Genomic DNA, 22,679 nt, shown 5'->3' with positions numbered 1-22,679 from the left:
CTTGCTGCTTGCTCGGATGCGAACTTCGGAATCAAAGGGACACTAGTAAGTTTATGATTCTAGTGCCGCTTTTGAATTTGAAGTTCTTCATCGAGCTTGCGGTGTCACTCGGAAGAACTTCAAATTCGCGGCACTAGCGCCTCCCGATCATGTCATCGATGCCCCCGCTCTGGGCTCCCGGGTTCGGCCGGCCGCTGAGACTTATGTTGGACAAAGACGGTGACGCGTCGCTCCCCAACCTCCTCCTCGACCGGGGTCCAGCCCTGCCGAAGGTAGAAGTTACGGCGGATCTTCGGGGCGCAAAGATAAACGTGGCCTATTCCTAGGTCGAACGCGTTGCCCGCTGCCCGCCCAACCAATGTCCGGCCGATCTGCTGTTGCCGGTGCTCGGGTTCGACCCACACGGCCGCCACCCACGGCGTATAATGCTGACGGTCTTCCAGATCGGACGCGATCACCGACGCGGTCCCAAGGAACGTTTCACCGTCGTGGGCGACCAGAGCGAACGGGATCGGCTCCACGTTCATGTTCTCGCGCAGGCGACCGGTGATGTAGTCGATCGGAAGGCCTCGCTCCTTCCACCAAGCCCGCCAGATGCGATCAGCAACCGCGTCAAAAAACGCCGGCTGCTGTCGCAGGTCGGAGACCGTGAACGTCACCCAAGATGCTTCTTGAAGAACTCGGTGGCGCGGCCCCAGGCCTGCTCCGCCGCCTCACGGTCGTGGACCGAAGCCCGCTCTTCGTTCACGAAGGCATGGTCGGCATCGTAGCGGAAGAACTCATAATTCTTTCCGGCCGCTTTCAGGCCCTGCTCGAACGCATCGACCATCTGCGGCGAGAAATAATCGTCCTTGTTGGCAAAATGTCCCTGCAAGGGCACCTGGACATCGGCAGGTTTCGCCGCCTGCTCGGGGGGCACGCCGTAAAACGACACGGCTGCGGTCAGTTCCGGAATTTTCGCTGCGCCGATAATGGTCACCGCGCCGCCCATACAGAAGCCGGTCAATCCCACCTTAGCGCCGTTACGCTTGAGATACTGTGCAGCGCCCCGCACATCCTGCTCGGTCGCTTCGATGAAGTTGAGCGAATTCATCTCTTTGCCCGCCGCATCCGCATCGTGATACGGCACCACGACACCCTTGTAGAGGTCGGGCGCCAGCGCATCGAAACCGGCCAGCGCAAAGCGATCGGTCAACGCCTTGATGTTTTCGGACAGGCCCCACCATTCCTGGATAACCACGACCCCCGGCGCGTTACCCCGCGCGGCATTGGCGAGATAGCCCTTGGCTTCCTTGCCGTCGGGACGCTTGAATGTGATGTGAGTACCCATGGTGACCTCCGAAATTCAATCTGCGGGGCACAATGCCGCTGCGAAGGGAGTTCCGCAATCGTCGAGTAACGCATTCGCATCACGAAACGACGATGCTAGTGGAGTAGATTTGACATTCGCTCCCCACATGGCCGCGAGTTCGTCAAGCGAATGTCAAATCCAAAACTCCACTAGAAAGTCATATTTGCTAGTGGTCCTTTGATTCTAACATTCGCAGGAAGTGTCTGCTGAAACGGGATGCGAATGTTAGAATCGGACCACTAGGCCGTATATCTGGACAGCAAAAAGGCCCCGAAACGGGGCCTTTCGCAGATCGGTAGATATTTCTCGCGCCGCTTAGTGAGCGTTGGCCCACACCTTGCGCTTGGTGAAGTAGAGCAAGAGGCTGAAGATGACCAAGAAGATCATCACCTGGAGGCCGAGGCGCTTGCGGGCCTCGAGATGCGGCTCCGCAGTCCACATCAGGAACGCCGACACGTCCTTGGCGTACTGCTGGACGGTGGCCGGTGAGCCATCGTCAAACGTCACCTGACCGTCGCTGAGCGGCTTCGGCATCTTGATGGCGTGACCCGGGAAGATCTTGTTGTAGTACGAGCCTTCCGGCAGCGAGAAACCGGCCGGCGGCTTCTCTTCAAAGCCCTGCAACAGCGCATCGATGTAGTTCGGTCCCTTTTCCTGGAACTGCGTGAATGCATCGAAGATGAACTGCGGGAAACCGCGCTCGTAACCACGGGCCTTGGCAATCAGCGACAGGTCCGGCGGCAGCGCACCGCCGTTGGACGCACGAGCGGCCTGATCGTTCGGGAACGGCGACGGGAAGTAGTCCGCCGGGCGGCCCGGACGCTCGAACATATCGCCGGCATCGTTCGGTCCGTCCTTGATCTTGTAGTCCGAGGCAAAAGCCGCCGCTTGGGCCGCCGAGTAGCCGGGACCACCAGGATCAGCCAGGTTGCGGAAAGCGACCATCGACAGGGCATGACATGCCGAGCAGACTTCCTTGTAGACTTTCAAGCCGCGCTGCAGCTGGCCTTGATCGAACTTGCCGAGAGGACCGGCAAACGACCAGCTCAAGGACGGAGGCGTCGTACCACCGTGAGCGTTTTCCGCCTTGGCGTCGTTCATGCCACCAACCAGCAGCGAACCGCCGACCGCGAGGGCCACAAGAGCCGAAACCGCTCCCTTACGTCCCTTTGACAGCACGTCGTCAGCGATCGAATTCGGCAGCGGACGAGGCGTTTCAATGCGGCTGAGGAGCGGCAGCACGATGAGGAAGTACGCGAAGTAGCAGACGGTCAGGACACGGCCGGCAACCACATAGATGCCTTCCGGCGGCTGCGCACCGAGGTAGCCCAGACCAAGACAAACGGCCACGAAGATCCAGAAGAACTGCTTGGCCAGCGGACGATACTTGGACGAGCGCGTCTTGGCGCTGTCGAGCCAGGGCAGGAACGCCAGCACGATGATCGCGCCGAACATGGCGATAACGCCGCCGAGCTTGCTCGGGATCGAACGCAGGATCGCGTAGAATGGCAGGTAGTACCATTCGGGCACGATGTGCGCCGGGGTCACGCCGGGGTTGGCCTGGATGTAGTTGTCCGGATCGCCGAGATAGTTCGGGATGTAGAACACGAACCAGGCGAAGAACAGCAGGAAACAGGCCATGCCGAATGCGTCCTTGACGGTCGCGTAGGGCGTGAACGGCACGGTGTCCTTCTCGGTCTTCGGCTCGACGCCGGCCGGATTGTTCTGACCTGCAACATGCAGCGCCCAGATGTGGAGCACGACAACGCCGGCGATCACGAACGGCAGCAGGTAATGCAGCGAGAAGAAGCGGTTCAGCGTCGGGTTACCGACCGAATAACCACCCCACAGCAGCGTCACGATGCTGTCGCCCACATAAGGAATTGCGGAGAACAGGTTGGTGATGACGGTGGCGCCCCAGAAGCTCATCTGGCCCCATGGCAGCACGTAGCCCATGAAACCGGTCGCCATCATCAGCAGGTAGATGATTACGCCGAGGATCCAGAGCACCTCGCGCGGCTCCTTGTACGAGCCGTAGTAAAGACCGCGGAGCATGTGGACGTATACGGCGATGAAGAACATCGAAGCGCCGTTGGAGTGCAGGTAACGCAGCAACCAGCCGTAATTGACGTCACGGACGATGCCTTCGACCGACTTGAACGCCAGATCGACATGCGGCGTGTAGTGCATCGCCAGGATGATGCCTGTGATGATCTGCACAGCGAGCATCATCGAGAGGATCGCACCGAACGTCCACCAGTAGTTCAGGTTGCGGGGGGTCGGATAAGCGATGAAGGAGGAGTGGATCAGTCCCCCGATGGGAAGACGCCGCTCTATCCACTTCAAGGCTGGATTTTGCGGGTTGTAGCTGGATGGTCCGCTCATGATGCGATCCTGAAAAAGAAGTAGCGACGCAATCGGCTAAGTGAGGCTTCAGCCAATCTTGATTTTGGTATCGGAGACGAAGGCGTACGGAGGCACGGCCAGGTTCAGCGGCGCGGGCCCCTGGCGAATACGACCGGAGGAGTCGTACTGCGAACCGTGGCACGGGCAGAAGAAGCCATCATAGTTGCCTTCGTGAGCGATCGGGATGCAGCCGAGATGGGTGCAGATGCCGATGACCACGAGCCACTGATCGTGGCCTTCCTTGACGCGGGACTGGTCAGTCTGCGGATCGGGCAGGCTGGACATATTGACCGAGCGAGCCTCTTCGATCTGTTTCTTGGTGCGGTTCATGATGTAGATCGGCTTACCGCGCCAGAAGACCTTGATATCCTGACCTTCGGCGATCGGCGCCAGGTCGACATCGATTGGGGCGCCGGCCGCGATGGTCGAGGCGTCCGGGTTCATCTGCGAAATCAGCGGCCAGGCAACCGCCGCGGCGCCGACCGCGGCCGCCGCTCCTGTCGCTACATAAAGAAAATCACGGCGTGTCGGTTCAGCCGAGGTGGAGGACGTCACGTTTGCAAACCCTTTCCGAACTGCAGCCGGCGGGACCACCCCTCTGGTGCGGGCGCACCTGGGAGCAGAAGCCGGAGCCCGCGGGGCCCCGCGGTAGCAGAATGACCACATTGTCCTGCTCAGGCGAGCAAAACGTACGATCTAGAATCGATCTATTGGCACCCTTGCCCGGAGAGCGCAAGCCCGCTATCGGCACAGTTGAGTGCGACGCACTAAAACCGCCCACAGCAGAGAATTTTTCACACTTTTCCCACCGGACTGAAGGCCGGATTCCGATGCGCATAGCCCTCTACCAGCCCGACATTCCGCAAAACACCGGAACGATTCTGCGGCTCTGCGCCTGTCTGGGCGTGGAGGCCCACATCATCGAGCCGGCCGGGTTTCCGGTCAGCGACCGGCATTTCCGCCGGGCAGGCATGGATTACCTCGACCAGGTCACGATCATCCGCCACGATTCATGGACAAAATTCAAGGAATGGCGCTCCGAAAAGGGTTACCGCCTGATATTGTTCTCCACCAAGGCGGCACGGCCCTACCTGGATCATACCTATCAAACCGATGACATTCTGCTGTTCGGCCGGGAGTCCGCCGGTGTTCCGGACGGTGTGGTCGATGCTTCCGACGAACGGCTGGTGATCCCGATCGCGCCAGGGATGCGGTCCCTGAACGTCGCCGTCACCGTGGCGATGGCGCTCGGTGAGGCATTACGGCAGACAGGCCATATATCTCCGGGCGATGCCGGGCCTGAGGCAGGTCCGCTAAGTACAACCATTTAGAGAGTGCGAGGACTTTGAGTTGAGTTACGCGGTCAAGGAAATTTTCCTGACATTGCAAGGCGAAGGCGCCCATGCCGGGCGCACGGCGGTGTTTTGCCGGTTCAGCGGCTGCAACCTGTGGACGGGCCGCGAGGAGGACCGCGCCGGCGCTACGTGTCAGTTCTGCGACACCGATTTCGTCGGCATGGATGGAACGCTGGGTGGGCGCTACCCGTCCGCTGACGCCCTCGCCGACACTATTGCCGCTCAGTGGGCCGGCTCCTCCGACCGTTATGCCGTGCTGACCGGCGGCGAGCCGCTTTTGCAGATCGACACCGCACTGATCGATGCGCTGCATGCCCGGGAATTCCTGATTGCGGTGGAAACCAACGGCACCGTCGAACCACCGCCGGGGCTCGATTGGATTTGCGTCAGCCCCAAGGCCGGCGCGGAGCTCGTGATCCGCAAGGGGCACGAACTGAAGCTGGTCTATCCACAGGCCGGCGCGCCACCGGAGAACTTCGCCGGCCTCGCCTTCGAGCGGTTCTCGCTGCAACCGATGGACGGACCTGACATAGCGCAAAGCACGGAAAGCGCTGTCGCCTATTGCCTGCGTCATCCGCAGTGGCGGCTGAGCGTTCAGACACACAAAGCCCTTGGCATCAGATAATCGAGATCACGCAGGACCGGACAGTCGCGATGTGGGAATTGACGAAAACCTTCCGTTTCGAAGCCGCCCACTCCTTGGCGGGGACGACGCTGGGTGAGACCAGCGAGGAAATTCATGGCCACTCGTTTCGCGCCGAGGTCAGTGTGCGCGGGACGCCCGACCCCAACACCGGGATGGTGATGGATCTCGGCCTGCTCGAGCGCAGCATGGACGACGTGCAAAAAATGCTCGACCATAAATACCTCAACAAGATCGAGGCGCTCGGGCGACCGACACTGGAGAACCTGACGCGTTTCATCTGGGAGCGGGTCCAGCACGCCGGCCACGTGACCCGCGTCAGCGTCCACCGCGACAGCTGCAACGAAAGCTGCACCTATTTCGGTCCCCAGATCCGACCTCACTCATAGAACTGACTTCCCGCATAACAAGAAGGGAGACGCGGATTGGAAAAACCAGTCACGACGATCGAACACCGCAAGCAGCGTGCCCGCGCCTGGTTCGAGAGCCTGCGCGACGATATTTGTCTCGATCTCGAGGAACTCGAGGCCGAAGCCTCTCCCTCGCTTTATCCGGGAGAAGCAGGCCGTTTCGTACGAACGGCTTGGGAACGCACCGATCATACCGGCAAACCCGGCGGCGGCGGCGTGATGTCGGTGATGCGGGGCCGTCTTTTTGAAAAGGTCGGCGTGCATTGCTCCACCGTGCATGGCGAATTCGCGCCGGAATTTCGCGCCCAAATCCCGGGCGCAGCTGACGACCCGCGATTCTGGGCCTCTGGAATTTCGCTGATCGCACATCCGCGCAATCCGAATGTCCCCGCGGTCCACATGAACACGCGCTTTGTCGTCACGACAAAGGCATGGTTCGGCGGCGGCGCGGACCTCACCCCGGTGCTCGACCGGCGGCGTACCCAAGACGACCCAGACACGAAAACATTTCACGCGGCCTTGAAGCGCGCCTGCGATGCCCATGCGGCCATCGCGCCTTACGACAAATACAAGACCTGGTGTGATGAGTATTTCTACCTGCCGCATCGCAAGGAGGCACGCGGCATCGGCGGCATCTTTTATGACTGGCATGATTCCGGCGATTGGGATGCTGACCTCGCCTTTACTCAGGAAGTCGGTCAGACCTTTGCCAAGGTCTATCCGGAACTGGTGCGGCGGAATTTCGCAACAGCATGGACGTCGCAAGACCGCGAAGAACAACTTGTGCGACGGGGACGCTATGTCGAATTCAACCTGCTCTATGACCGCGGCACGATCTTCGGCCTGAAGACCGGCGGCAACGTCGATTCCATCCTGTCGTCGATGCCGCCAGAAGTGAAGTGGCCGTAGTTCCTCCGAAAGAAAAAAGAGAACTGTCGCAAGCGAAATGAAAAGCTCTGGACAATTCGTCCGGAGCTTTTCGTTTTGTCAGAGTGTCATGACCCGCGGTTAGGTTAGCGCCATTCCACTTTGCCAACGCATGATCCCGAATGGCGGAACCGTTCTTCGGGGCATTCATGCATCACACACGGAGCGGATCATGGGACTGAAAGCAGGTGATGTCGTTATTCTCAAATCAGGCGGCCAGCCCCTGACCGTTGCAGAGGTCGACGGCGACATGGTGGAATGCGTCTGGATCGGTGAAGAAGGCGACTTGTTTCGCGAAAAGCTTCCATCCGTCGTTCTCGACGTCGCTCACTTCGAACCGCTCGACGATGAAGACGAGCACGACGAAGACGAAGATGACAGTGAAGATGACGAGGATGAAGACGAAGACGAGCATGAAAAGGCGAAGGTCGCCTGAGACCATCTCATCTCGCGATGGCACACCGCCGGGATGACTGGCGGTGTGTGTTTCGAGGCTCAGAGCAGGTGATCGCGGGTGTAGCGTACCGTGGTTTCATCCGCGATCGCTTTCAGGGCGGCTTCATCCATCGGAAATTGCGCTGCAAGCCACGCATCCTCCGCCAGCGTCAGGACATGACCGAGCGCAGGGCCTTCCGCGATGCCGCGTGCAATGAAATCACCGCCCTTGAGCGGAAACACCGGCGGCGTCCAGCGGTCCGGCAGCGATACGAAATTCTGCCAATATGACGACGTGGCGTCACGCCCTGCTCGTGCCCAGGCCAGCATGATGCGTTCGCGATAACGGCCAGCATCGCCGATCCGATAAAATCTGCGCTGCGCGATATCCTCATCCATATCCTTGAGCCGCCACCAGCGATGCCCCATCGAATCCAGCCGCTTGGCTTCGACGTTGGAGAGGCGCAGTCGCTGGGCCAGCCGCTTGGCATCTTCGGTGACTGCGACTGCCAAGGCGCCGAGGCGACGAATCGGATCGGGATCGAGTCCCAGCAAGGCTTCCGCTTCGACCATCCTGGCGAAGACACCATGATAGATCACGCCGGCGGCGAAACGGAGCAAGCCCGCATTGTCCATCGCGACTAGGGCCGGCCCGGCGCCAGGAGCCACGACCAGCTTCAGCATCTCCATGCGAATGCGTTCAGCGGAAAGCATGCACAGACCGTCCCGCCCAGCGATGCAGGCGTCATACCCTGCAGGATCCGGCTCGCCTTCACCGTAGGCGGCATGAATCCGGAAAAACCGCAGAATACGCAGATAATCTTCGGCGATCCGCCGCGCGGGCTCCCCGATAAAGCGCACGCGCCTTACCTCGATATCAGCTAGCCCGCCAACGTCGTCATGCACGACACCGTCGGGGGTCAAGGACAGTCCATTAATGGTGAAATCGCGGCGCTGCGCGTCCCGCACCCAGTCGCGCCCGAATGCAACCTTGGCCTTGCGGCCAAACGTTTCGACATCCTCGCGCAAGGTCGTCACTTCAAACGCCCTGTTCTCGATCACCAAGGTGACCGTCCCGTGCTCGACCCCGGTGGGCACACTCTTGATCCGCGCGCGCTTGGCGCGGTTGATTACCTCTTCGGGCAACGCAGTGGTCGCGATGTCGATCTCGCCGACCGGAAGGCCGAGCAACGCATTGCGGACGGCCCCGCCGACCACACGCGCCTCTTCGCCATCACTATTGAGAACTCCCAGCACGCGAGCGGCCGGGCCCGATGTCAGCCAGGTTGCATCGCGCAGCGAGCGCATCGCGCTCATTTTTCGGATCCCCGAATCAGTTTGCCATTCTCCATATGAGCGGGAGTGTAAGTCGTTCCGGGCGGCGCCCCCGAAAAATTCGCCAGCAACACGAGGCTTACGATCACAAGCAACAGCGCCAGGAAAGTCAATTTGACGACGACGCGAGACGGCCACGACGTCTTGATGAAAATACCGTGGCGTCTGGCAATCAGAATGACCGCATAGACGGCAAAGGGAATAAGAAAAATTCCGATCTCGGTGAGAACGGGACGGATCATGCAAGATATATCCGCTCGTACAACGCGCGCAGCATACCAGCGGTCGCGCCCCAGATGTAGCGCTCCTCGAATGGCATTTCGTAAAATGACCGCTGCATACCGCGAAATTCCTTGTGCCCAAGCTTATGATTGCCCGGGTCCATAAGAAACGCCAGCGGCACCTCGAAGACATCGTCGACTTCGTCGCGACTGATCGTGAGCTCGAACCCCGGACGAACCCGTGCAAGCGTCGGCAAAATCCGGAATCCAAAACTTGTTGCATAAACGTCGAGATAACCGACCGGATCGATGAAGGACGGCTTGAGGCCGATCTCCTCGTCGGCTTCGCGCAGTGCAGCATTCAGGGGCGATGCATCCGTCGCGTCGATCTTGCCACCGGGAAAGGAGATTTGTCCGGCGTGCTCGTTCAGGTGCTCGGCGCGCTTGGTCAGCAACACGGTCGGAAGCTCGCGCTCAACGATCGGAACGAGCACCGCCGCCGGTCGAACCGGTCTCTCTTTCGCGATGATCTGCAGCATGGCGTCGGTGCCGAAATCACCGGTCGGCGCGAGAATACTCGCGTCCGTCAGCCCTGCGGGAACGTCGAAGGACAGGCGCTCCCGCGCCCGGCGGAAAAATTCATCCGAACTCATATCGGCGGGTGCCGCGGCGCGAGCGGACGCATCCGTCACAATACTGTCAGTCAAACCACATCCCTCGCCTGCGCCGCGTCGGCCATCGAAAAGAACACACCGTCAGATACGACCCCAAACAATTCGCGGCCATCGACGACTCGTTCCTCACCCATTTTCACCAGGTCATAATAGAGCGCACGGGTGACTTTTGCCCATAGCTCCGAACGCACATGCAGATAGGGCGTCAGCCCGCCATCGGCTGACGCCTCAAACCGCAACCGATGATTGCCATCGCATGGCACCCATTCGTCCACGTTGGTGCGAAAACTCAGCTGCCGTCCGCTTCCCTCGCCCCCCTCCGCCATCTCAACAGCGAGGAAAGGTGCGTCGTCGACACGGATGCCGACTTTTTCGACGGGAGTGACAAGAAAATATTTATCATCCGCGCGCTTAAGGATCGTGGAAAATAATTTCACCAGCGCCGGCCGCCCGATTGGCGTGCCCAGATAAAACCACGTGCCGTCACCGGCGATCCGCATGTCGAGATCGCCGCAAAAGGGAGGATTCCACATGTGGACCGGTGGCAGACCCTTTGTCGCAGCACGGCGCGCAGCGTCGGTCAGCCCGTCAAGGCGCTGCGCGGCATTTGGTTCCCTCTGCCCTTGGTTCGCCATTGTTTGTCCCGACGTTTGACGCCCTTATTTGGCACGGATGGTGTTAGTTCAGAACGATGAGAATTTCCCGAGACTTCGCAAGAAAGCTCGCCCGAATACTCGCCACATCGTGATGAAGTTCAAGCCCCCCACCCGTTAAGGTGGGGACAGCATGACGTGACGAATACAATAAGAGAATACTTAGCCTTTGCACCCGTTTAGCATAGGTACGATCTGAATGCGGGCGGTCCGCAACGACGGTCCACGCGAGGAGAATGGTATGGCAGACAGTGTTGAAAAACTCGAAGACGTGATCGTGCGCTCCGCAGAGCAGATCGCGGGCAATATCCGAGCCGCTCGGGAAGCGATTTCGACTGTCATCTTCGGTCAGGAGCGCGTCGTCGAAAACGCGCTGGTCACGATCTTGTCGGGCGGACATGCCCTACTTGTCGGCGTGCCAGGCCTTGCCAAGACCAAGCTCGTCGAAACCCTGGGCGTTACCCTCGGCCTTGATGCCAAGCGCGTGCAATTTACGCCTGACCTGATGCCATCGGACATTCTGGGTGCCGAAGTGTTGGACGAAAGCGCGACCGGCAAGCGTTCGTTCCGCTTCATTGCAGGACCTGTCTTCGCGCAGCTGCTGATGGCGGACGAAATTAATCGTGCCAGCCCGCGCACTCAGTCGGCGCTGTTGCAGGCGATGCAGGAGCAACACATCACCGTCGCTGGCGCCCGTCACGATCTGCCGAAGCCATTCCATGTGCTCGCGACCCAGAACCCACTGGAGCAGGAAGGCACCTATCCGCTGCCGGAAGCCCAGCTCGACCGCTTCCTGATGGAGATCGACGTCGAATATCCGGACCGTGACGCCGAGCGGCGCATCCTGTTCGAGACCACCGGCGCCGAAGAAACCGCGGCCAAAGCCGCGATGACGGCGGAAACGCTGATCACCGCACAGCGGCTGGTGCGCCGGCTGCCGGTCGGCGATTCCGTTGTCGAGGCGATCCTGTCTTTGGTGCGCTCGGCGCGCCCCGGCCAAGAGGGCGGCGAGAGCGCCAAGTCCATCGCCTGGGGTCCCGGTCCCCGCGCGAGCCAGGCGCTGATGCTTGCGGTCCGCGCGCGCGCACTGCTTGACGGTCGCCTCGCACCATCCATCGATGACGTGCTCGATCTTGCCGAACCGGTCCTGAAACACCGCATGGCACTCACTTTCTCGGCCCGCGCCGAAGGCCAGACCGTTGCCGACGTCATCACGCAACTGAAAACGCGGATCGGCTGACGATGGCAACGCGGGTGCAGCCAGCTCTTCAGGAGATCGAAGCAGTCCGACGCGCGGACGGTGAAAGCCGTTCGCTAGCAGCGTCGCTGCCGCGTCTCGTGCTGGAAGCACGCCGCATCTCGGCCAACGTCATTCACGGCCTGCATGGACGGCGCCGTGCCGGTACTGGTGAGAATTTTTGGCAATACCGCCGCTTCGTTTCCGGCGAAGCTTCGCAAAACGTCGATTGGCGCCGCTCGGCGCGCGACGACCATTTGTATGTGCGCGAACAGGAATGGGAAGCGGCGCACACCATCTGGCTGTGGCCTGACCGCTCCCCGTCCATGGCGTTCGCCTCGAAGGCCGCGCGCGACAGCAAGCTCGAACGGGCGCTGGTGGTGACGTTTGCACTGGCTGAACTACTGGTGTCGGGCGGCGAGCGCGTCGGCATTCCCGGCCTGATGAATCCGACCTCGAGTCGCAACATCGTCGACAAAATGGCGCAGGCAATCCTGCACGATAGCGCAACGCGCGGCAGCCTGCCGCCGCAGTTCGTGCCCGCAGCCCTGGCAGAAGTCGTGGTGCTGTCGGATTTCTGGTCACCGATCAGCGACATCCGCACCATGCTCGGCGGCCTGTCGGCCTCGGGAGCGCATGGAACATTGCTGCAAGTCGTCGATCCCGCGGAAGAAACTTTTCCTTATTCCGGCCGCATCGAATTCGTGGAGCCCGAGGGCGCCGGCGTGATCACGGCAGGCCGCGCTGAAACCTGGGCGCAGGACTATACAGCGCGCGTTGCCGCGCATCGCGACGCCATTCGTCACGAAACCAACAAGCTCGGCTGGCTGTTCTCGACCCACACAACGGATCGCTCGGCGGCGGAATTGCTTCTTTTCCTTCATAACGGCATGACCGCTGCCAAGAGCGGCGCACGGGCCTCAGGTCTTGCGGGGCGCAGCGCATGATGGGTCTTCCGCTTTCCTTTGCTGAACCGTGGCTGCTGGTCGGCTTGCTGAGCCTGCCGGCGCTGTGGTGGCTATTGCGTGTGATGCCACCGCGTCCGCGCCGGATCGATTTTCCACCGACGCGATTACTGTTCGACATCGTGCCAAGGGAAGAAACGCCTTCACGCACGCCGTGGTGGCTGACCGCCCTGCGGTTGCTGGCCGCCGCGCTGGTGATTTTGGCAGCCGCCGGCCCGGTGTGGAATCCGAGTGAAGGCGTTGCACGGTCGAATGCGCCGCTTGTCATGTTGCTCGACGATGGCTGGAGTGCAGCCGCGAGCTGGGATGCCCGCGTCAAGACGGCGGATGAACTGATCGCCAATGCGGAAGCCGATCGACGTGCGGTTGCCATCGTGCCGCTCTCGGAAAGCACGCGTGACTTCTCGCTGATGCCTGCGGGCACTGCTCGCGTGGCGCTGCGTCAGCTGTCCCCCAAGCCGTACTCCGTTGAACGTGTCGAGACGTTGCCTGCACTCGGGCGCCTTCTGGAAAAAACCGGCGATGCAGAGGTCGTCTGGCTCAGCGACGGTGTCGATACGGGACGCGGCAGCGAATTCGTGGAAAATCTCACCAAGACGATCCAGAATCGGGCTCTGACCATCTTTGAAGGCGGCACACCACCGGCACACGCTTTGGCAGCCGCTGAAAACGCCGCCGCAAAGATGACCGTGAAGGTCCTGCGCGCAACCAGCGGCAATGGCGACGTCGGCCTCGTTCGCGCCCTCGACCAGAAGGGATCACCGATCGGCGAAGCGCGTTTCGCTTTCGGGGCGCGGGATCAGGAAACCGAAGCGAGCTTCGATCTGCCCGTGGAACTGCGCAACGACATTACGCGGCTTGAAGTGGCCGGCGAACGGTCTGCTGGTGCCGTGCAACTGCTCGACAAGCGCTGGCGGCGGCGCGCCGTCGGCATCGTCAGTGGCGCGACCAACGACACCGCGCAACCCCTGCTGGCCTCGACCTTCTACCTCACGCGCGCGCTGGCTCCGTTCGCCGATGTTCGACTTGGCGAGCGCACCGCCCCCGCCGTCGCCATCGGACAGTTCCTCGATCAGAAGCTGCCGATGATCGTGCTGGCGGATGTGGGCACACTGTCGCCTGAGATTTACGACCGTCTCAATAAATGGATTGCGCAAGGCGGTGTGCTGGTGCGTTTCGCGGGCCCCCGGCTTGCTGCCGGCGACGACGATCTGGTCCCGGTCAAATTGCGCCGCGGCAATCGCAGCCTTGGCGGCAGCCTCACCTGGGAGAAACCGCAACCGCTCGCATCGTTCGCCGCAGATGGCCCATTCGCGGGCCTGCCGGTGCCGAAGGATGTGACCGTCACCCGTCAGGTTTTGGCTGACCCGAGCGCTGCACTCGCCTCGCGCACCTGGGCCTCGTTGCAGGACGGCACGCCGCTGGTTACAGGCGAGCGCAGAGATAAAGGCGTTGTCGCGCTGTTCCATGTCAGCGCGGACATGCGTTGGTCGGATCTGCCGATGTCAGGGGTCTTCGTTGAGATGCTGCGCCGGATTGTCGACATGTCCGGCTACACAGCGAATCCCGGTGCAGGCGTCGCTGCCGACGCGAGCATCGAGACTGTCGCACCGCTGCGAACGCTGGATGGCTTCGGCGCTTTCGGCCCGCCGCCGGCCACGGCCAAACCGCTGCGTGCGGATTACCGCGATCGCGCCACGCTCGATCATCCGCCTGGTCTGTATGGACCGGTAGACGGCCCACTCGCGGTGAACACGCTGGCGGCTGCAGACCGCATGGCGCTACTGGACACCTCGCCTCTCAAGGCGCGCCGCGCGACCTACACCAATGCGGAGCCGCGCGATCTGCGCGGCATTCTGCTCTCCACCGCACTTGCCCTTTTCCTGATCGACGCGATCATTGTCGCGATCCTCGGCGGAGGTATCGCCGCCTTGTTGCGGCGGCGAGCGGCGACCGCCGCGCTGGTCCTGGCGTTGGTGGCCGCTTCGATGATCGGCTCACCATTCTCGGCCTACGCGCAGGCGCCGAAGGCCGACAGCGCGAAGACGGCGACAACGAACAACGCAGCCAGTGACGACTTCGCCATCAAGGCCACCGCGCAAACACGACTGGCCTATGTCGTGACCGGAAACAACGATGTGGATTCCATCGTCAAGGCAGGCCTGTCCGGACTGACGCTGTTTCTCGCGCAGCGTACGGCGCTGGAGGCCGGCGACCCTATCGGCGTCGATCCCGCGCGCGACGAACTGTCGTTCTTTCCGCTGCTGTACTGGCCGGTGATTTCCGGCGCGCCGAAGCCGTCGCAGGAAGCCATCAACAAGCTCGACGCCTATATGAAACAGGGCGGCACGGTGCTGTTCGATACCCGCGACGCCATCGAAGCGCCTCCTGGCCCCGGTGGCGATTCTCAAACGCCGGGCATGTTGACGCTCCGTAACATCCTCTCCTCGCTCGACATCCCCGAGCTCGAGCCGGTGCCACGCGAGCATGTGCTGACCAAGACGTTCTACCTGCTGCGCGACTTTCCAGGCCGCTTTACCTCCGGTCAAACCTGGGTCGAGGCTTTGCCGCGCAACGAAGATGAAGATTCAGCCGAGCGACCGGCGCGTGGCGGCGACGGCGTTTCACCGATCATCATCACCTCCAACGATTTGGCCGGTGCATGGGCGATGCAGCCGGACGGCCAGCCGATGCTGCCGATGACACCGGGTGAGCCGCGGCAACGCGAATTCGCCTTCCGGGCCGGCGTCAACATCGTGATGTACACCCTGACCGGCAACTACAAGGCCGATCAGGTACACGCTCCCGCACTCATCGAACGGCTGGGGCAATAGTCCATGCAATACGGTATCGCGTTCGCCCCTCTCGTTCCTGCCGTCGTGCTGTGGATCGGCCTCGCCGCCATCGTCGTGATCGCCGCGGTGCTCATGCTCGCGCGTGCGCGTGGCACAGCGATCCGCGTTGGGGCGCTCGCTTTGATCCTTCTGGCGCTGGCCAATCCATCGTTCACGCGGGAAGAGCGCGAACCGCTCAGCTCCGTTGCGGCCGTCGTCGTCGACCGCAGTCCGAGCCAGAGCTTTGGCGACCGGACACGCGAAACCAATGAAGCGCGCGATGCGCTCGTCGACCGACTCAAGCAGATCAAGGGACTCGAAGTTCGTGTCGTCGAGGCCGGACAGGCGGACGGCGAAACCGACGGCACCAAACTATTCTCGGCAGTGACATCGGCCCTGTCGGATGTGCCGACAGACCGCGTTGCAGGTGCGTTTCTGATCACCGACGGGCGCGTGCACGATATACCGGCGAGTGCCGCCGGCGTCGGCTTCAATGCGCCGGTCCACGCATTGGTAACCGGCCGCAGCGACGAGCGCGATCGCCGCATTGCCATTGTGGCCGCACCGCGGTTCGGCATCGTCGGCCAGACACAGACCATCACGTATCGCCTCGATGATCAGGGCGTCACCGGTGAGCGCGCACGGGTGACCGTGCGGCGCGACGGTGACGTGCTGAGCGAGCGTTCGGTGCGCAGCGGCGAGCAAGTCAGCGTGACGATCGAGATTCCCCACGCCGGCCAGAACATCGTGGAGATCGAAGCCTCGCCGCTTGCGAATGAACTGACGCCCGTCAACAACCGGGCCGTGGTGTCGATCGACGGAGTGCGCGACAAATTGCGTGTGCTGCTGGTGTCGGGAGAACCCCATTCCGGTGAACGCACCTGGCGCAACCTCTTGAAATCCGATGCCAGCGTCGATCTCGTTCACTTCACCATCCTGCGTCCACCGGAGAAGCAGGACGGCACGCCGATCAACGAATTGTCGCTGATCGCATTTCCGACACGCGAGCTGTTCCAGCAGAAGATCAACGAATTCCAGTTGATCATCTTCGACCGCTATGCACGTCAAGGCGTGCTGCCGATTTCGTATTTCGACAACATCGCGCGCTATGTCCGCAACGGCGGTGCCGTGCTTGTTTCGGCAGGTCCCGATTACGCGGGCCCGACGAGCATCTGGCGCACACCGTTGGACTCGGTGCTCCCGGCCGAGCCAACAGGTGTCAGCGAGAAAGCATTCACCGCTCGCCTCAGCGAGACCGGAAAGCGTCATCCGGTGACGCGCGGGCTCGAGGGCTCGAACAGCGATCCGCCGCACTGGAGCCGCTTCTTCCGCCTCGTCGATACTCGCAATCCGATCAACCCGCCGGTGATGGAAGGCGCTGACGGCAAGCCGCTGCTGCTGTTGTCGCGGCAGGGTGAAGGCCGCGTTGCACTGCTGTTGTCGGATCACATCTGGCTGTGGGCTCGTGGCTATGAAGGCGGCGGGCCACATCTCGACCTTCTTCGCCGCCTGTCGCACTGGCTGATGAAGCAACCCGAGCTTGACGAAGAAGCGCTTCGCCTCAAGGTCGAGGGCCGCGATCTGGTGGTGGTGCGGCAGACCATGGCGGACAGTGTCCAACCGATCACGGTCACCTCACCGTCCGGCGCCACCCGTCAGATCACGCTTAGCGCAGGCGAGCCCGGCGAATGGCGTGCGACCACGAATGCCGACGAACTTGGCCTGTGGCAGGCGACCGACGGCACGCTGAAGGCGCTGATCAATGTCGGCCCGGTCAATCCAAAGGAGTTTTCGGAAGTCACATCCACCACCGAAGCGCTGCGCCCTCTGGCCCAGGCGACAGGCGGAGATTCCCGCCGTATCGCCGACAACGGCAGCGTCGATCTTCCACGCGTTCTGCCCGTGCGAGCCTCATCGGTGTTCCGTGGCGACGGCTGGCTCGGCGTGAAGATGCGCGACGCCAGCGTGGTGCGCGGCATCGGAGTGCTGCCGGTCTTCGCCGGACTGGTCGGATTGCTGCTGTTGCTCGGCGCATTCGCCGCGACCTGGCTGCGCGAGGGCCGGTAAACGCGCCTGCCCCGCCGCTGTCAAAAAAGCCGCCTCCCCGGTTGACACCGGAACCCCAACCATAGATGTTATATTATAACATCTGAGATCGACCGTCAGCGTTCGGCCGGATGTGTGGGGCGTCTGTTGGTATGAAGTGGCTTCGGTCAAACGCAAAACGGCTGTCGATGCTGGCGTTGTTCGCGCTGGCTCTCCAGTTCGGATTGTCGTTCGGCCACATCCACGTTGATCATGCCCTTGCCGCGCCAACGGCGGTCTCCGATCAGGCCTCCGCGTCCAGCGCGGACGGCAACGGACACCATCAAGACGACCCCGCGGACATCTGCGCCATCTGCGTCACCGTCGCGATGGCAAACGCGTTGGTGGATGCGACCCCACCGGTTCTGCCCGTCCCGCTCGACGCAAACGCTGCGGAAATTTCCGCTGACTTCGCGCACCATGTCACGGCAACTCGCCGCGTCGCATTCCACTCCCGCGCACCTCCCCGATCCTGACTCGAACACCATTCCAAAACCTGACGCCAGCCGCACCGCGGTGACCGTCGGGGCACTCGAGGTTCAAGCCCGCCCCTCCGGCGGCACGCCGCCTGTCCAACACAGCGAAGACAGAGGCGGCATCAGGATCAAAACGTCATGTCGAATCATTTCATTCGCGCCTCGCTGGCCGGTTGCTCGGTCATCGTATTGGCGCTCTGCGTGAGCGTCCCCGCACGCGCGCAAAAAGCCGATCAGCCGTCATCGGCTGAGGCCGGCACCACCGCACTGCCGGAGGTCGTCGTCCGCGCACCCAGCCCAATCGTGCGGCGCCGCCCGCACCGCGCCGCAGCCGGGGGCACTACACCCGCCACCAATCCCGCGCCGGAACCCGCACAAGACACGGCCGCCCTTCCCGGCACGCTACCCATCGTCACCGATCAGTTCGCCACCGTCACAGTGGTGCCGAATGAAGAGATCCGCCGCAGCGGCGCGGCAACGCTCGGCGATCTGCTCAACAACAAACCCGGCATCACCGGATCATCGTTCGCGCCGGGCGCATCCAGCCGGCCGATCATCCGCGGCCTCGACGTCAACCGCGTCGGCATCGTCGAGAACGGCCTCGGCAGCAGCGGCGCATCGGATCTCGGCGAGGATCACTTCGTGCCGATCGACCCGCTATCGACCAATCAGGTTGAGGTCATCCGTGGCCCGGCGACACTGCGCTACGGCTCGCAATCGATCGGCGGCGTGGTCAGTGCAACCAACAACCGCATCCCGGAATCGTCGCCTTGCAGTGCGCTGCCGACGATGCAGACCTATGGCTACAACGTCAAAGCGCCGCAACTTTCCGCGTCCAATCCCTGCGCAAGCTTTGAGACGCGCACCTCAATCTCCAGTGTCGACCAAGGCCGCGAAGGCGGCGTGCTGCTCGATGCCGGCGGCAACAATGTCGCCGTCCACGTCGACGCGTTCGACCGGAAGACCGAAGACTACAGCATTCCCGGCGCGCCCTATCTCAGCCAGCCCAATAACCACACCGGCAAACAACCCAACTCGGCCGCAAGCGCCAATGGCTTCTCGGTGGGAGGTTCCTACTTCTTCGCCGGCGGCTTTGTTGGTGCGTCGGTCACGCAGAACAATGCGCTCTATCACATCCCGGGCCTCGATGGCGCAGAGCATCAGACCCGTATCGATGGCAAACAAACGAAGGTCGCAGTTCATGGCGAGTATCGGCCGGACACAGCCGCCATTGATACGATCCGCTTCTGGCTCGGCGCCACCGACTACAAACACAACGAGATCGGTCTGGCCGATCCCGCGGACTTCTCCAGCGACGGGGTTCGGCAGACCTTTACCAACAAGGAGCAGGAAGGCCGCGTCGAGGTGCAGCTTGCACCGTACAACCTGCCCTTTGCGACACTCACCACAGCTGTCGGCGTACAGGCGTCGCATCAGGAACTGACCGCGCCGAGCCCCGATGATCCAGGCTCGCAGTTCAATGGCTTGTGGGACCCGAACCACAATACCAAGGTCGCGGGTTACATCTTCAACGAGTTCAAGTTCAGCGAGACCACCAAGGCGCAGGTGGCCGGCCGTATCGAACATGTTGATCTGGACGGCGTGACACCTGAGTTTCCGGCAAGCTTCCTCGGCGTCGATCCCGTGGGGCCCAATATGGCGCGCAATCCGAAATTCACGCCGAAGAGCGGAAGCATTGGCCTCATCCAAAACCTACCGCTTGATCTCGCCGCAAGCCTGACAGCGCAGTATGTGGAGCGTGCCCCTAAACCCGCGGAGTTGTTCTCACGCGGCGCACATGATGCCACCGGCACCTTCGATATCGGCAATCCCAATCTCGGCATTGAAACGGCCCAGACCGTCGAAGCCGGATTGCGGCGCGCCACTGGCCCCTTCCGCTTTGAGCTGACGGGATACTACACACGCTTCAACGGCTTCATCTTCCGCAACCTGACCGGCGTGATGTGCGATGAAGATTTCGGCTCGTGCGGCAACCCGGCGGGGGAACTGAAGCAGGCAATCTACTCGCAACGCAATGCGACCTTCCGTGGCGGCGAATTTCAGTTCCAGTACGATGCGGTACGCGTATGGGGTGGAATATTCGGTGTCGAAGGCCAGTACGACATCGTACGCGCCACCTTCACCGACGGGACCAATGTTCCGCGCATTCCGCCGCAGCGCGTCGGCGGCGGATTCTACTACCGGGATGATCACTGGCTTGCCCGTGTCAACCTGCTGCACGCTTTCGCGCAAAACGACGTCAGCGGGGTCGAAACCACCACCCCGGGATACAACCGCCTGAGAGCGGAAGTGAGCTACACAACGAAACTCGCAAAGGACAGTTGGCTTGGACCACGCGAGTTCATCGTCGGCATCGTCGGAGACAATCTTCTCAACGAAGACATTCGCAACTCCGTTTCCTACAACAAGGACGAGGTGCTGATGCCAGGACTTGGCGTTCGGATGTTCGCCAATGTGAAGTTCTAAATACGGAAACGCCGCTCTTTCATCTGATCCCGCGATAGCAGGTTTGGTGAAAGAGCGGATCTTTGACGATGCGTGATCGCGTAGAATGAAAAGAGCGTGCGTTCTGCTCAGAACGTGCGGACGAAATTCCAGTCCGGACGGATCGGTCCGCTGACGCCTTCAAAGGCATTGTCTGCAAGTTCGCACACCAGCAGCCGTGCCGGATCGACCGGCCCTGGCATCGCAGTGATTCCTTTTGGGATGCGCTTGAAACCGACACGGCTGTAATAGGCTTCGTCGCCGACCAGCACGATCAGCCGATGCCCTGCCGCCTTTGCGTCAGCCAACGCGCGGTCCATCAACGCACGGCCGATGCCCCGGTCACGAAATGGCGGCTCGACGGTCAGCGGGCCCAGCAACAGGGCCGGTGTATCGCCGACGCAAATCGGCAATTGACGGACTGAACCGACCATCAGGGTGCCGATCCGCGCCGTGAACGACAGGTCGAGCAGATGATCAACATGCTCACGAAGACGATAGGCGCTGAGCGCATAACGTCCCGGCCCGAACGTGCGCTCGTGAAGGCGCTCGATGGCTTGTTCGTCGTTGGCGGTTTCAGCCAGGATGGTCAGGGAAAGGTCGGACATGACAGGTGGCGAATAGCATCTCGCGCAGTCTGGGTCCACCTACTCATGAGCCCCCACCAGGAAGAGCTTCGGTTCACCTGCTCCAATCCTCCGTGATCGGCTTGTTCTCGAGAACTTCAGCGATCCGGAGCCGGGTCCCGCGCGTCGTGTCCGGCGGCAGTTCAGCCACATCGAAAAAGCCGCAGGCGATGATTTCGTGGTTACGTTCCGGCATCCGGTCCTGCTGAAAGGACCGGACGACATAAACCGCAACGTGATCACGCCGCGATACCCGCCTGTTGAAGAACAAACCGTGCAGATGCGGCTCGCCGGTCATTTCGATCCGGCCTTCCTCGATCAATTCGCGCTTGAGGGACTCCATGAAGGTCTCGCCGGTCTCCACACCCCCGCCCGGCAGGTGCCAGCCGGAGACGTAACTGTGCTTCACCAGGAAGACCCGATTGTCGGCATCGAGTACCACCGCCCGGACACCCAGCGTCATGCCCCGGGCGAAACGCGCATAAAAATGAAAGACGTGCCGGATCAACGGCTCAAACCTCACACGAATATCCTGGATGCTCATTGCGCGAGATTCCCGCCGCGATATCGTGATATGCACTCTAGTGATTGCGAGGACACCGGAGCGTGATAGCAGTTCAATGCGGGGTGGTCACGTTTCTATGACCTCATTTCTCTTGGCCCATCTGTCCGATCCACATCTCGGCCCCATGCCGCAACCGCGGCTGCGCGAGCTCGCCAGTAAACGGGCCATCGGCTATTTCAACTGGCGGCGCAAACGTCACGCGGTTCATCGCCGCGATGTCCTCGGCGAGCTTGTGGCGGACCTGCAGGCACAGCGCCCCGATCACATCGCCATCACAGGCGACCTCGTGAATATCGCGCTGCCTCTGGAATTCACCGCTGCGCGCCAATGGCTGGAAAGCGTCGGCACGCCGCACGATGTTTCATTGGTGCCCGGCAACCATGACGCTTATGTCGGCGGCATCCGCGATCATTTTCCAACCGCGTGGGCCGACTACCTGCACGGTGATGGTGCCGCTCAGACCGGTGAAACCATTTTTCCCTATTTGCGGCGGAGAGGACCGCTGGCGCTGATCGGCGTGTCCACTGCCGTTCCGACCGCACCGTTCATGGCGACCGGGCGGCTCGGTCACGTCCAGCGTGCAAGCCTCGGGCGGCTTCTCCCGAAACTCGCCTCGGAAAACCTGTTCCGCGTCCTGCTGATCCATCATCCACCCGTCACCTCTCCCGGACGTTGGGCTGCGCGCTTGCGGGATTCCGACGAACTTTTGGAATTGCTGTCGCGGTACGGTGTGGAGCTTGTGCTGCACGGACACGATCACCGCCATGCCACAGTCTGGCTCGACGGTCCTCGCGGCCGTATTCCCGCGATCGGCGTGCCGTCGGCTTCAGCTTTTGCGATGGGGCACACCCATCCCGCAGCCTACAACCTGTTTTCCGTCGCAAAGGAAAATGGAACGTGGCGCTGTGAGCAGCGCGTGCGCGGCTTCACCAAGGACATGATGCTCGGCGATATCAAGCAAGAGAAACTGATCTAG

22 protein-coding genes are annotated in these 22,679 nt (G+C 61.7%); 12 read left to right on the top strand and 10 right to left on the bottom strand.

Going from position 1 to position 22,679, the window contains the following annotated elements:
- Nucleotides 1-152 precede the first annotated feature (152 nt).
- From ACP0KA_RS14950 to petA, 4 genes are all read right to left on the bottom strand, one after another.
- Nucleotides 153-659: a GNAT family N-acetyltransferase gene (locus tag ACP0KA_RS14950; protein ID WP_424629537.1), complete on the bottom strand. Its 507-nt coding sequence runs from the start codon at nt 657-659 to the stop codon at nt 153-155.
- Entirely contained in the window at nt 656-1,330 is a 675-nt protein-coding gene (locus ACP0KA_RS14945; protein ID WP_424629536.1) for a dienelactone hydrolase family protein, read from the bottom strand. The genes ACP0KA_RS14950 and ACP0KA_RS14945 overlap by 4 nt, the downstream gene beginning before the upstream one ends.
- Before the next feature lie 336 nt (nt 1,331-1,666).
- Entirely contained in the window at nt 1,667-3,736 is a 2,070-nt protein-coding gene (locus ACP0KA_RS14940; RefSeq protein ID WP_424629535.1) for a cytochrome c1, read from the bottom strand.
- A gap of 48 nt (nt 3,737-3,784) precedes the next feature.
- A complete protein-coding gene (gene petA / locus ACP0KA_RS14935; protein ID WP_424629534.1) occupies nt 3,785-4,312 on the bottom strand; it encodes a ubiquinol-cytochrome c reductase iron-sulfur subunit in 528 nt (175 codons plus the stop codon).
- A gap of 275 nt (nt 4,313-4,587) precedes the next feature.
- Here petA and ACP0KA_RS14930 point away from each other — a divergent pair, with 275 nt between their 5' ends.
- From ACP0KA_RS14930 to ACP0KA_RS14910, 5 genes are all read left to right on the top strand, one after another.
- The gene (locus ACP0KA_RS14930; protein WP_424631612.1) at nt 4,588-5,088 is read left to right on the top strand and encodes a tRNA (cytidine(34)-2'-O)-methyltransferase; all 501 of its coding nucleotides are present in this window, start codon (nt 4,588-4,590) and stop codon (nt 5,086-5,088) included.
- Between the two features lie 19 nt (nt 5,089-5,107).
- A complete protein-coding gene (queE, locus tag ACP0KA_RS14925; protein ID WP_424629533.1) occupies nt 5,108-5,737 on the top strand; it encodes a 7-carboxy-7-deazaguanine synthase in 630 nt (209 codons plus the stop codon).
- Nucleotides 5,738-5,766: 29 nt separating this feature from the next.
- On the top strand, nt 5,767-6,144 hold the full coding sequence (locus tag ACP0KA_RS14920) for a 6-pyruvoyl trahydropterin synthase family protein (RefSeq protein ID WP_424629532.1): 378 nt from the start codon (nt 5,767-5,769) through the stop codon (nt 6,142-6,144).
- A 36-nt stretch (nt 6,145-6,180) separates the two neighbouring features.
- Nucleotides 6,181-7,074: an oxygen-dependent coproporphyrinogen oxidase gene (gene hemF, locus ACP0KA_RS14915; RefSeq protein ID WP_424629531.1), complete on the top strand. Its 894-nt coding sequence runs from the start codon at nt 6,181-6,183 to the stop codon at nt 7,072-7,074.
- A gap of 190 nt (nt 7,075-7,264) precedes the next feature.
- Nucleotides 7,265-7,528, top strand: a complete 264-nt coding sequence (locus ACP0KA_RS14910; protein ID WP_424629530.1) for a YodC family protein — start codon at nt 7,265-7,267, stop codon at nt 7,526-7,528.
- A 59-nt stretch (nt 7,529-7,587) separates the two neighbouring features.
- Here the strand turns inward: ACP0KA_RS14910 and ACP0KA_RS14905 are convergent, their stop codons facing one another.
- From ACP0KA_RS14905 to ACP0KA_RS14890, 4 genes are read right to left on the bottom strand one after another with little or no spacing between them, the layout of a single operon-like run.
- Nucleotides 7,588-8,844 (bottom strand): CCA tRNA nucleotidyltransferase, encoded by a 1,257-nt coding sequence (locus tag ACP0KA_RS14905; protein WP_424629529.1) that lies wholly within the window; start codon nt 8,842-8,844, stop codon nt 7,588-7,590.
- Nucleotides 8,841-9,104 (bottom strand): DUF6111 family protein, encoded by a 264-nt coding sequence (locus ACP0KA_RS14900; RefSeq protein WP_424629528.1) that lies wholly within the window; start codon nt 9,102-9,104, stop codon nt 8,841-8,843. Before ACP0KA_RS14900 ends, ACP0KA_RS14905 begins: the two co-directional genes overlap by 4 nt.
- On the bottom strand, nt 9,101-9,736 hold the full coding sequence (locus tag ACP0KA_RS14895; RefSeq protein WP_424631611.1) for a CoA pyrophosphatase: 636 nt from the start codon (nt 9,734-9,736) through the stop codon (nt 9,101-9,103). The genes ACP0KA_RS14900 and ACP0KA_RS14895 overlap by 4 nt, the downstream gene beginning before the upstream one ends.
- 50 nt (nt 9,737-9,786) lie before the next feature.
- On the bottom strand, nt 9,787-10,392 hold the full coding sequence (locus ACP0KA_RS14890) for a DUF1285 domain-containing protein (protein WP_424629527.1): 606 nt from the start codon (nt 10,390-10,392) through the stop codon (nt 9,787-9,789).
- Nucleotides 10,393-10,651: 259 nt separating this feature from the next.
- Here ACP0KA_RS14890 and ACP0KA_RS14885 point away from each other — a divergent pair, with 259 nt between their 5' ends.
- From ACP0KA_RS14885 to ACP0KA_RS14860, 6 genes are all read left to right on the top strand, one after another.
- Nucleotides 10,652-11,650 carry an AAA family ATPase gene (locus ACP0KA_RS14885; protein ID WP_424629526.1) on the top strand — a complete coding sequence of 333 codons (999 nt, stop codon included), beginning with the start codon at nt 10,652-10,654 and terminating at the stop codon, nt 11,648-11,650.
- A 2-nt stretch (nt 11,651-11,652) separates the two neighbouring features.
- Nucleotides 11,653-12,594, top strand: coding sequence for a DUF58 domain-containing protein (locus tag ACP0KA_RS14880; protein WP_424629525.1), 942 nt, complete (start codon nt 11,653-11,655; stop codon nt 12,592-12,594).
- Nucleotides 12,591-15,446: a DUF4159 domain-containing protein gene (locus tag ACP0KA_RS14875; RefSeq protein ID WP_424629524.1), complete on the top strand. Its 2,856-nt coding sequence runs from the start codon at nt 12,591-12,593 to the stop codon at nt 15,444-15,446. The genes ACP0KA_RS14880 and ACP0KA_RS14875 overlap by 4 nt, the downstream gene beginning before the upstream one ends.
- 3 nt (nt 15,447-15,449) lie before the next feature.
- A complete protein-coding gene (locus ACP0KA_RS14870) occupies nt 15,450-17,513 on the top strand; it encodes a hypothetical protein (protein ID WP_424629523.1) in 2,064 nt (687 codons plus the stop codon).
- 131 nt (nt 17,514-17,644) lie between these two features.
- A complete protein-coding gene (locus tag ACP0KA_RS14865; RefSeq protein ID WP_424629522.1) occupies nt 17,645-18,007 on the top strand; it encodes a DUF2946 family protein in 363 nt (120 codons plus the stop codon).
- Between the two features lie 138 nt (nt 18,008-18,145).
- On the top strand, nt 18,146-20,494 hold the full coding sequence (locus ACP0KA_RS14860; protein WP_424629521.1) for a TonB-dependent receptor: 2,349 nt from the start codon (nt 18,146-18,148) through the stop codon (nt 20,492-20,494).
- A gap of 107 nt (nt 20,495-20,601) precedes the next feature.
- On the opposite strand, the gene ACP0KA_RS14855 is transcribed toward ACP0KA_RS14860, so the two are convergent.
- Nucleotides 20,602-21,120, bottom strand: coding sequence for a GNAT family N-acetyltransferase (locus ACP0KA_RS14855; protein ID WP_424629520.1), 519 nt, complete (start codon nt 21,118-21,120; stop codon nt 20,602-20,604).
- Nucleotides 21,121-21,193: 73 nt separating this feature from the next.
- A complete protein-coding gene (locus ACP0KA_RS14850) occupies nt 21,194-21,682 on the bottom strand; it encodes an NUDIX domain-containing protein (protein WP_424629519.1) in 489 nt (162 codons plus the stop codon).
- A 97-nt stretch (nt 21,683-21,779) separates the two neighbouring features.
- Between ACP0KA_RS14850 and ACP0KA_RS14845 the strand changes: the two genes are divergently transcribed.
- Nucleotides 21,780-22,679 carry a metallophosphoesterase family protein gene (locus tag ACP0KA_RS14845; RefSeq protein ID WP_424629518.1) on the top strand — a complete coding sequence of 300 codons (900 nt, stop codon included), beginning with the start codon at nt 21,780-21,782 and terminating at the stop codon, nt 22,677-22,679.

The sequence above is a fragment of the Bradyrhizobium sp. SYSU BS000235 genome, assembly GCF_049747295.1.
In the GTDB taxonomy this organism is placed as follows: domain Bacteria; phylum Pseudomonadota; class Alphaproteobacteria; order Rhizobiales; family Xanthobacteraceae; genus Afipia.
Note: the sequence above shows the minus strand (reverse complement) of the source record. Positions and strands in the feature narration are given on the sequence as shown.

Coding starts and splice junctions, on each gene's coding strand:
- ACP0KA_RS14860 (WP_424629521.1), top strand. CDS start 18,146: ATGTCGAATCATTTCATTCGCGCCTCGCTGGCCGGTTGCTCGGTCATC.
- ACP0KA_RS14920 (WP_424629532.1), top strand. CDS start 5,767: ATGTGGGAATTGACGAAAACCTTCCGTTTCGAAGCCGCCCACTCCTTG.
- ACP0KA_RS14855 (WP_424629520.1), bottom strand. CDS start 21,120: ATGTCCGACCTTTCCCTGACCATCCTGGCTGAAACCGCCAACGACGAA.
- ACP0KA_RS14905 (WP_424629529.1), bottom strand. CDS start 8,844: ATGAGCGCGATGCGCTCGCTGCGCGATGCAACCTGGCTGACATCGGGC.
- ACP0KA_RS14930 (WP_424631612.1), top strand. CDS start 4,588: ATGCGCATAGCCCTCTACCAGCCCGACATTCCGCAAAACACCGGAACG.
- ACP0KA_RS14945 (WP_424629536.1), bottom strand. CDS start 1,330: ATGGGTACTCACATCACATTCAAGCGTCCCGACGGCAAGGAAGCCAAG.
- ACP0KA_RS14940 (WP_424629535.1), bottom strand. CDS start 3,736: ATGAGCGGACCATCCAGCTACAACCCGCAAAATCCAGCCTTGAAGTGG.
- ACP0KA_RS14845 (WP_424629518.1), top strand. CDS start 21,780: ATGACCTCATTTCTCTTGGCCCATCTGTCCGATCCACATCTCGGCCCC.
- ACP0KA_RS14890 (WP_424629527.1), bottom strand. CDS start 10,392: ATGGCGAACCAAGGGCAGAGGGAACCAAATGCCGCGCAGCGCCTTGAC.
- ACP0KA_RS14850 (WP_424629519.1), bottom strand. CDS start 21,682: ATGAGCATCCAGGATATTCGTGTGAGGTTTGAGCCGTTGATCCGGCAC.
- ACP0KA_RS14895 (WP_424631611.1), bottom strand. CDS start 9,736: ATGAGTTCGGATGAATTTTTCCGCCGGGCGCGGGAGCGCCTGTCCTTC.
- ACP0KA_RS14870 (WP_424629523.1), top strand. CDS start 15,450: ATGCAATACGGTATCGCGTTCGCCCCTCTCGTTCCTGCCGTCGTGCTG.
- ACP0KA_RS14875 (WP_424629524.1), top strand. CDS start 12,591: ATGATGGGTCTTCCGCTTTCCTTTGCTGAACCGTGGCTGCTGGTCGGC.
- ACP0KA_RS14880 (WP_424629525.1), top strand. CDS start 11,653: ATGGCAACGCGGGTGCAGCCAGCTCTTCAGGAGATCGAAGCAGTCCGA.
- ACP0KA_RS14900 (WP_424629528.1), bottom strand. CDS start 9,104: ATGATCCGTCCCGTTCTCACCGAGATCGGAATTTTTCTTATTCCCTTT.
- ACP0KA_RS14865 (WP_424629522.1), top strand. CDS start 17,645: ATGAAGTGGCTTCGGTCAAACGCAAAACGGCTGTCGATGCTGGCGTTG.
- ACP0KA_RS14885 (WP_424629526.1), top strand. CDS start 10,652: ATGGCAGACAGTGTTGAAAAACTCGAAGACGTGATCGTGCGCTCCGCA.
- ACP0KA_RS14910 (WP_424629530.1), top strand. CDS start 7,265: ATGGGACTGAAAGCAGGTGATGTCGTTATTCTCAAATCAGGCGGCCAG.